6 protein-coding genes are annotated in these 8,838 nt (G+C 34.7%); 3 read left to right on the top strand and 3 right to left on the bottom strand.

Annotated elements, in window-relative coordinates; translation table 11 throughout:
* Positions 1–243: 243 nt before the first annotated feature.
* Positions 244–1,608 carry an ankyrin repeat domain-containing protein gene (locus OZD62_RS02295; RefSeq protein ID WP_275019348.1) on the top strand — a complete coding sequence of 455 codons (1,365 nt, stop codon included), beginning with the start codon at positions 244–246 and terminating at the stop codon, positions 1,606–1,608.
* A gap of 134 nt (positions 1,609–1,742) precedes the next feature.
* A complete protein-coding gene (locus tag OZD62_RS02290) occupies positions 1,743–3,230 on the top strand; it encodes a type II secretion system protein GspD (protein ID WP_275019347.1) in 1,488 nt (495 codons plus the stop codon).
* A 7-nt stretch (positions 3,231–3,237) separates the two neighbouring features.
* Here the strand turns inward: OZD62_RS02290 and OZD62_RS02285 are convergent, their stop codons facing one another.
* Both OZD62_RS02285 and mtaB read right to left on the bottom strand, forming a co-directional pair.
* Positions 3,238–4,149 carry an outer membrane protein gene (locus tag OZD62_RS02285; protein WP_275019349.1) on the bottom strand — a complete coding sequence of 304 codons (912 nt, stop codon included), beginning with the start codon at positions 4,147–4,149 and terminating at the stop codon, positions 3,238–3,240.
* Between the two features lie 66 nt (positions 4,150–4,215).
* The gene (gene mtaB, locus OZD62_RS02280) at positions 4,216–5,442 is read right to left on the bottom strand and encodes a tRNA (N(6)-L-threonylcarbamoyladenosine(37)-C(2))-methylthiotransferase MtaB (RefSeq protein WP_010082135.1); all 1,227 of its coding nucleotides are present in this window, start codon (positions 5,440–5,442) and stop codon (positions 4,216–4,218) included.
* Positions 5,443–5,831: 389 nt separating this feature from the next.
* Between mtaB and gatA the strand changes: the two genes are divergently transcribed.
* Positions 5,832–7,301, top strand: coding sequence for an Asp-tRNA(Asn)/Glu-tRNA(Gln) amidotransferase subunit GatA (gatA, locus tag OZD62_RS02275; RefSeq protein ID WP_010962643.1), 1,470 nt, complete (start codon positions 5,832–5,834; stop codon positions 7,299–7,301).
* Between the two features lie 361 nt (positions 7,302–7,662).
* Here gatA and ltrA read toward each other — a convergent pair.
* The coding region (ltrA, locus tag OZD62_RS02270; protein WP_275019346.1) for a group II intron reverse transcriptase/maturase at positions 7,663–8,838 on the bottom strand (1,176 nt) is incomplete at its 5' end.

Below are 8,838 nucleotides of genomic sequence, written 5' to 3'. Positions count from 1 at the left end.
CGCCAAATACATTAAGTTTTTTGTCATTAATCCACTGCAGAGATTGCGAAGATAAATAAATAGCTTCAGTTTCATGATAAGAGGGCTGGCGGAGTTTGTCAAGTAAGTTTTTCGTTTCATCCAATGCGCTGCCAAAAGTTTGTTATGCAAGAATGCACTAGCCATTTCTCACAGATTCATTTAAACTTAATCAAGTAGGAGTATTATTAACGCGAAAAGAGTTTAATTAGAGATTTAAGTGATATGGCGCGTGAGGAAGATATAAACCAATTAGTAGAAAATGGATTTGATATTAACTCAAAAGATGCAAGTGGAATCACTCTCTTGCATAAGTTCACAAAAGAAGGCGATTTAGTTGGAGTAAAGTCATTACTAGAGCACGAAGCTGATTTCAATGTCGTAGACAACGAAAATAGAAACCCTCTGCATTACGCCATTATGCATGGACACAAGAAAGTTGCTAAACTTTTTGTTAACCAACTGACAATTAATTCCAAGGATAAAAATGGATTCACTCCACTGCACCTTGCTGCACTACAAGATGACACGGAATTAATAGGTTTTTTGATAACAAAAGGCGCAAAAATTAATGAAAAAGATGCCAAAGAGGGCTATACTCCTCTTCATATAGCTTCACTATACGGTTCTAAAAAAAGCGTCCAAATTTTAATTGATAGCGGAGCAAATCTCGAATGTGAAGATAACAATTTTCGTACTCCTTTGTTTTTAACCATTTATCAATGCACCGCACATTATGACAGCAGAGCAGAAATTATAGAATATCTGATAAAGAAAGGTGCAAATATAAAAGCCAAAGATGCAGAAAATAACACTACGCTTTTCCTAGCAGCGTATAACAACAAAATGCAAATAGTAAAACTTATTGCAAAAAAACAGCAAGCAAGTAACGATAAAATTAAACTTAAAGAGTTTTTTTGCACAAAAAACAACCATGGTTTTGATGCGTTAGATTGCGCTATTGAGCATAATAATAGAAAAATGGTAACATTTCTTGTTTCAAAGGGAATAGAAGCAAACGATCAAGATTTTAATGGTAACGCTAGGCTGCATAAAGCTAGCCATAATGGTAACACTAAAACAGTTAAGCTCTTATTGAAGCTTAAGGTAAACGTTAATGCTGTTACTAAATGTAACAGAACTCCCTTGCTACTCGCAGTTAAAAAAGGCCATACACAAATTGTGAAAATGTTATTGGAAGTTAGAGCCAATATGAACATTTGTGAGCAACAAGGTTTTGCACCTCTACATCTTGCTGTTCAAAAGGATTATTTTGATATAGCTCAGTTGTTAACAGAAAAAGGTGCAGACCTTAACATTAAGTGCAATAACGGTCATACCGCAATAGATATGTTCATTAGCAAGGCTCATAGCAAAAAAAACATCGAAGAAAATTACAAAAAATTTTGTAGATTTTTGATGCTTTATCTGAAAGAGCTACATAGTAAACACAAAGCCTGTTGTATACTTTCAACCCTAGCTCTAAGCTTAACAATTATAGGCTTACCATTTATTTTCAAGCCTATTATTAAATACAGAGAAAGAAGTACAATATATAAAAAAATTAGGGCTATGCTGGTCTACATTTAAGTACAAGAAGAGTATACAAAAAATACATAGCCAAAGCTAATACACGACAATTATCTGCTCGATGAAAATGAGATTAAATACATTTTTAATATTTTTATAGAAATCTATTAGTATAGATTTTGTATGCTGTTCTAATGGCTATTTTTAAATGCTTAATACTCCTCTTCATTATTTCTTGCACACATCTACCTACCAAGCAATATCCTATTAACATAGACAATTATAAGCACGATTATCCGTTGCAACAATATAACACCTCTTTGGAGATTAATGAACCGGCAATACCAGAAATTATGCCTTTACCAATAGAGTTTCCCGATCTCACAATCAGTAATCAGCTTATTTCTATTAATGTTAGTGAAGAAGTATCAGTAAAGGATTTGCTGATTGAGATAGGAAAACTTTCTGACGTTAACTTGGATATGGACCCAAAAATATCAGGTAATATTATTTTAAAGCTAAAAGATAAGGATATAAACGAAGTAATTCAGAGTATAGCAAATAGCGCCAAACTGCGTTACTCAACAAGTAATGGTGTAATTAGAATTGAGCAGGACTTGCCATACGCACAAAATTATTACGTAGACTTCATCAATATTCAACATTCTGCTCAAAGCAGTTTCGTCATTAATAACAATATTACTAACAGTGATGGAAGTAACGTTGATAGGGACTATAACAATGTTATGAAGTCTCAATACAGTAGTGACTTATGGAATTCATTAGAAAAAGGCTTGAATGCAATAATGGATGTTAACGGGGTGGATGATGGCGAATTCCTTTCATCCAACAGAGAAGCTGGTGTTATTATTTTGAATGCTAGAAAAGATATCCACAAAGCTGTTGAAGAATATATTAATAAGGTTAAGAAGTTAGCGTCTTCTCAAGTAATGATAGAGGCAAAAATAGTTGAAGTTGTGCTAGATGACAAATACCTTTCTGGTATGAACTTAAATGACTTACAAGATGGAACTAAGTCTATAATAAATCAAGATAACTCCATTATTAACCTAGCAATGAACTTTGGTGCAAATGATCTAGGAGATTTAGTAAAAAATTTAGACAAATTTGGCACTTCAACTGTAATTTCAAGCCCCAGAGTACATGCTATAAATAATCAGCAAGCGATGATTTCATTTACTAAAAACCATATTTATTTTACCTCCGATATACAAAAAGATACTAGAAACTCTAATCAGACCTTAATTACCAAGATGAATAGCGTCCCAATAGGTGTTGTGCTAATAATCCACCCAAGCATTAACATTGATACTAGTGAAATATTCATGGATATACATCCAACTTTATCAAGAATTAACGGCTACACTAAAGATCCAGATATAGAGTACGTCGCACAGCAGAGTAAAATGAAATTAAATAGCGACATTCCAATTGTTGAAATCAGAGAAATGAACTCTATGTTAAAAATTAAGAGCGGTGAAATTATAGTAATCGGCGGGCTTATAGAACATAGAGAAGATAAGCAAAGCTTATTGCATCAGAAATCAAAAAGGCTAGCGAATAATATTAGAACAGTAGAAACTGTCATTTTTTTAAAAGCAACAATCGTACCAACATTTGGTTTGTTAGATAGAAAAGATAAGAATTTATATATATATTAAATTATCACTAAAAATTAAATATCAAACCAACTTCAATATTGTGAGTAGATATGTCATCTGCAACAGGTATCGGAACGCTAAAGTAACGATAGCCGAGAAAGGTTTTGATTTCTGGGATTATTGAATAATCAACACCAAGTTTTATTTGATAAGCAAACCAAGGAACATTCAGTGGCATTGAATTTTGGGGTGACCCATTAATCCTTTTTAATCTAAAAACTGTTGGTCCTATACCAAGACCGATGTACGGAGCAAATTGTGTATCCTGAACGCTGGGATTATAATAGAAGTTTAACAAAAACGCAAATATACTTGCTGATTTATCAAATACCGGAGGAGAATTACTATCTTCAATATTGGCTATAGAATACGCGGCTTCAAAATCAATTTTACCATTTTCTCCAGCATAGTAACCTAAAGACATGCTGCTAAACCACTGGAAATCAATTTTACCATCAAATTGCTGTATACTTTTAATTTCATCTGCCACTATATTTTTTATTATAAAACCATAATGACTTTCAACTAAAGTTAGGACTCTTTTTCCTATTTCTTGTATACCCTTTACAAATATTTCTGAATTATCATGGTATACCTTACCACCGTTAGCGCTAACATAAAAATCAAGTTTTTTTGATTTTTCTTTTGTAGGCTCAGCTTGATCTGCAATACGTGACCACATATTTTTCTGATCAGCTACTTGGAAAACAGAAGGTGGACTACTTTCAAGTTCTTGATATTTTATTGGTATTTCTTTTGCAGTAACCTCCTCAGAACGTATCACACTTTTATTATTGTCTGTTTCTAATTTTAAGGGTTGTACTTGCTCAATGTGTGTATCATTACTAATACAAGTAATAAAAAAATAGACACATGAAATGAAAATCAAAAATAAAGTAATGGATATTCTAGTTATCATAAATGAATTCACAATTATCATTTACAGTATAATTACTATATCGTATATTTCTTCAATGTACAAAAATTAAGAAAAAATATTTCCAATTAGATAATTATTTTCCACTCCTTTAACATTAACTTTCACAATACTTTTGGCTTGAGCTTTTGATTCAAGCTTTATTAATGCAAAATTTTCTGCTCTACCGACATTATTTTGCTCAACCAGAACACTTTGCTTAGTGTTGATCAAGGATTGACAAAAACTGCTCATAATTTCTTTATTTACTTCTCTTAAATTTTTTACTCGTTCTTTACGCACATTCTCTGGTACTTGTGGCATTCGTGCAGCAGGTGTATTTTTCCGCTCTGAATATGGAAAAGCATGTAGGTAAACTATATTTGTTTTTTTCAGTAAATCAACTGTATCCTGAAACATTTCATCAGTTTCTGTTGGAAATCCAGCAATAATATCAGCGCCAAATGCTATATTAGGCCTCAAGCTCTTCATTTTATGACAAAATTCTATCACTTGTTCTCTGTTGTGACGACGCTTCATTCTCTTTAGTATTAAATTATTACCAGATTGTAGACTCAAATGTAAATGAGGCATAAGTCTTGACTCATTAGCTATTAAATCCATTAATTCGTCGTCAACTTCAGCAACATCGATAGAGGAAAGTCTTAGCCTCTTCAACTCTGGTATATCCTTTAAAACTCTCCTAATCATTGAACCAAGTGATGGCTTACCCAACAAATCTGTACCAAAGTCAGTAATATCAACCCCTGTAAACACTACTTCTTGATATCCATTTTCTACAAAGATCCTGATTTGCTCTATAATACTGTTTATTGGCACAGATCGATTATTCCCTCTTGCCTCAGTAATTGAACAAAATGTGCAGCTATGATTACAACCATTTTGAATTTCAATAAATGCCCTTGACTTATCTTCAAATCCATTAATTAGAACAGGTTCTACTTGGTTATCACTGACCAAGATTTTATCGTCATTTAGTAAGTAATTTTCAGCTTTTAGCTTATCTTGATTACCGAGCACTTTACTTACACCAGGAATGCTACTGTAAACTTCTGGATCCAACTGAACAGCACAACCAACTACGATAATTTCTTTATTTGGATCATTTTTGTAAATCTTACGTATCTTTTGCTTTACCTGACGTTCTGCTTCGTTTGTCACTGCACAGCTATGCACCACAACAACATTTTCTCTCTTTGCTTTTTTTAATGCTTCTTTGATTAACTCGCTCTCGTAAAAATTTAGACGACAACCAAATGTTATCACTTCATTCATGTTAGTATTTTTTGCTTTAATAGACCTAAATTATATCAAATATCCAAGCAAAGTCTCTTGCATGACTATTTTTTTGTAAATAAATGCTATGCAAGCAGCAGACACTGGGATCTCAACGATTTTCACTCAGACACAGTATCACTCCTTTGCTTATTATAGTCTTTTGACCTTTTTAAGATACAATCCGGATTGGATACTGAGTTGGTGAGTATAAAAGTATAGCTTCTACGTCATACCGCTGCGGTATCTCTTAGCCGCTAACAAGTAGCGGGATGACGATTGTCAGTGAATCTAAGTTACCTTAGCTACATTTCTAGCTGTAACTATAAATGTATGGATTTTTTATCGTGCCATGTTATAATCAACGTCTTGCTAAAAATTAAATATTGATGAATGAACTAAGAAAGTTAAGTATTACACAAATGCATGACGGGCTCAAAAAAAAGAGTTTTTCTGCCGTTGAACTCGTAGAGGCGCACATCAGTGCGGTTGAAAATGAGAAATTAAATGCATTTATAACAAAAACCCCAGAGATAGCAATGAAAGCTGCTAAAGCTGCAGATGAACATTTCTCTAGGCAAAAGGATGATTTAATCTCGCCGCTCATGGGTGTACCAGTTGGCATCAAAGATCTATTCTGTACAAAAGGAATAAAAACAACAGCATGCTCAAAAATGCTGGAAAATTTCGTTCCGACTTACGAATCTACGGTGTCTGACTTGCTTTTAAAAAGTGGAGCAGCCATGCTCGGTAAGCTTAATATGGATGAATTTGCTATGGGTTCTGCGAACACAAATAGCTATTTTGGCCCTGTTGAAAATGTGTGGATTAGAAAAAGCGATGGGGAAAAAGTTGTTCCTGGTGGATCATCTGGTGGATCTGCAGCATCGGTGGCTGGATTTTTATGCGCTGGAGCACTAGGGAGTGACACCGGTGGATCTGTGCGCCAACCAGCAGCTTATTGTGGAGTGGTTGGAATAAAGCCAACTTATGGAAGATGCTCGCGTTTTGGTATGATTGCGTTTGCGAGTTCTCTAGATCAAGCAGGAGTCATTACTCGTTCTGTCTCTGATTCAGCATTAATGCTGGAAGCAATCTGTGGCTATGATACAAAAGATTCAATATCAAGCGAAAAGCCAGTGCCTAAATTTTCTAGCTTTATAAATGGTGATGTCAAGGGTAAGCGTATTGGTATACCAAAAGAATATAGGATGGATGGAATTTCAGAGGAAATAGTCCATAATTGGGAGAAAGTTGCTTCCTATTTAAAAGAAAATGGCGCTGAAGTTGTTGACGTTACTCTGCCACATACTAAATATGCAATACCAGTCTATTATTTAATTTGTTCTGCTGAAACTTCATCCAATCTTGCTCGTTATGACGGTGTGCGTTATGGGTTCAGGGTTGATGCTGATACCCTTGAAGAAATGTATTCACTAACAAGAGCAGAAGGTTTCGGTAAAGAGGTGAAAAGAAGAATTTTAATTGGCGCTTATGCGCTTTCCTCAGGTCATTACAATGAATATTACGAAAAAGCACAGTGTATCAGGGCATTAATCAGAAATGATTTTATAAAAGCGTTTGAAAAAATAGATTACATACTTGTGCCATCTGCTCCAACAGAAGCTTTTGGCTTAAATGAAAAGCCAGATCCGCTAATTATGTGCATCAATGATGTGTTTACTGTGCCGGCAAGTCTGGCAGGATTGCCTGCTATTTCTGTTCCTGTTGGGCTCTCCAATGAGGGTTTACCACTTGCCTTGCAAGTGATTGGAAATTATTATGATGAAGCTGGAATATTAAATGTGGCAAGTGTGATAGAGCAAAATTGCGGCAGAATAATTAGACCTCTTGCATAATCTATTTTTTGATAGTAATTTTTGCATTAAAATTTGCTTACGCTCCTCAACGTACTCTATGGTTCCATTTTTAGATGAATAGCAAAAACAGGGTATATTAATCTGTTTACAAAATTTTCGTGTAACAGTTCACACTTAATTAAACAGACTGAATTCTGTAATTTTGGGATGTTGAAAAATTTACCTCACGTTGTCATTCCAGCGCATAACGCTGAAATCCAGATTTATAGAAACGAAAAAACTTGCTTGACGTCTGGTAGAGACTCATGACCTTGAAACCAGCGATTTGGTCTCATAACCATAGTCTCCCCAAAAGAACCGTGCTTGCGGATTTCCCGCACACGGCTCCACAATACAGCGTTCACACTAGTGCTCCTGTGTATAAAGAAACATATACCTTTGGTTTTGGTAATGGATTTACTTTTAAATAGTGTATAAATTGTTCCCAATCCATACTTTTCTTTTGACTACGTCGGTTTATCCACTTAAATGCTAACTTTGTTACCGGTCGATAGAATTGAATCAAACACCGATAATTTCCGCTAACTCCGAAGTAGCTATAGTGTCCTGTTAGTTTGGCTTTAAGTTTCTGCCACCAATCTTTGAGACAGATACGACTTCGTACCATCTTCAACCATTCTTTGATTTCTTTAATCTTTCTGGCTAGGCTTATTTTTGAAGTTTTCTGCTTCATCATAAGTTTACCATTACGACTTTTTCCACAATAATGTGTAAATCCTAGAAAGTTGAAGCTAGCCGTCCTACGTTTCTCTCTTTCTGCTTGATACCATTCTTTCTTACCAAACTTTACTATTTTTGTTTTATTTTCAGCTATTTCCAACCCAAATTTACTTAGTCTTTGTTTCAGTAATTCTAGAAATTCTTTTGCGTCTTCTTCCCTCTCGCAGCCAACTACAAAATCGTCGCAAAACCTTATTAGCTGTAAATATCCTCTGGCTTTTGGCTTAAATTTCTTTTCAAACCATAAGTCCAGCACATAGTGTAAGTATATATTAGCTAATACAGGGCTTACTATACCACCTTGTGGTGTGCCTTGATCGGTTGCTTTATAACATCCAACTTCGACTATTCCTGCCTTTAGAAATCGTTTTATTAACCACAATAAATTTGGGTCAGCTATTCGTTCCCTTAGACAATTCATTAGCCATTTATGTTGAACATTATCAAAGAACTTCTTGATATCCACTTCTACAATATAGTTAATTGGTTTGTGCATAACTGCTTTATCTAGAGCGTTTATCGCCTGATGACAATTTCTTCCTGGTCGAAATCCATACGAGCTGTCCATAAAGTTTGCTTCATAAATATTTTCTAATATCTTCTTTAGCATTACCTGTACCAACTTATCTTCCGTTGATGGTATTCCGAGACCGCGCTTCTCTTTGCTCCCGGCTTTGGGTATGTATACCCTTTTCACTGGTAGCGGTTGATATTGTTTTCTCTTCATACTTCTAAGAAACTTCCCATTAGTTATTCCTGTTGAACTAAGATATAACCGAATTCCTGTGCCTTTTTG

Source organism: Wolbachia endosymbiont of Drosophila seguyi, from assembly GCF_028981765.1.
GTDB lineage: Bacteria > Pseudomonadota > Alphaproteobacteria > Rickettsiales > Anaplasmataceae > Wolbachia > Wolbachia pipientis.
This window is presented reverse-complemented; position numbering and strand designations above follow the sequence as displayed.

Coding starts and splice junctions, on each gene's coding strand:
- OZD62_RS02290 (WP_275019347.1), top strand. CDS start 1,743: ATGGCTATTTTTAAATGCTTAATACTCCTCTTCATTATTTCTTGCACA.
- OZD62_RS02285 (WP_275019349.1), bottom strand. CDS start 4,149: ATGATAACTAGAATATCCATTACTTTATTTTTGATTTTCATTTCATGT.
- mtaB (WP_010082135.1), bottom strand. CDS start 5,442: ATGAATGAAGTGATAACATTTGGTTGTCGTCTAAATTTTTACGAGAGC.
- OZD62_RS02295 (WP_275019348.1), top strand. CDS start 244: ATGGCGCGTGAGGAAGATATAAACCAATTAGTAGAAAATGGATTTGAT.
- gatA (WP_010962643.1), top strand. CDS start 5,832: ATGAATGAACTAAGAAAGTTAAGTATTACACAAATGCATGACGGGCTC.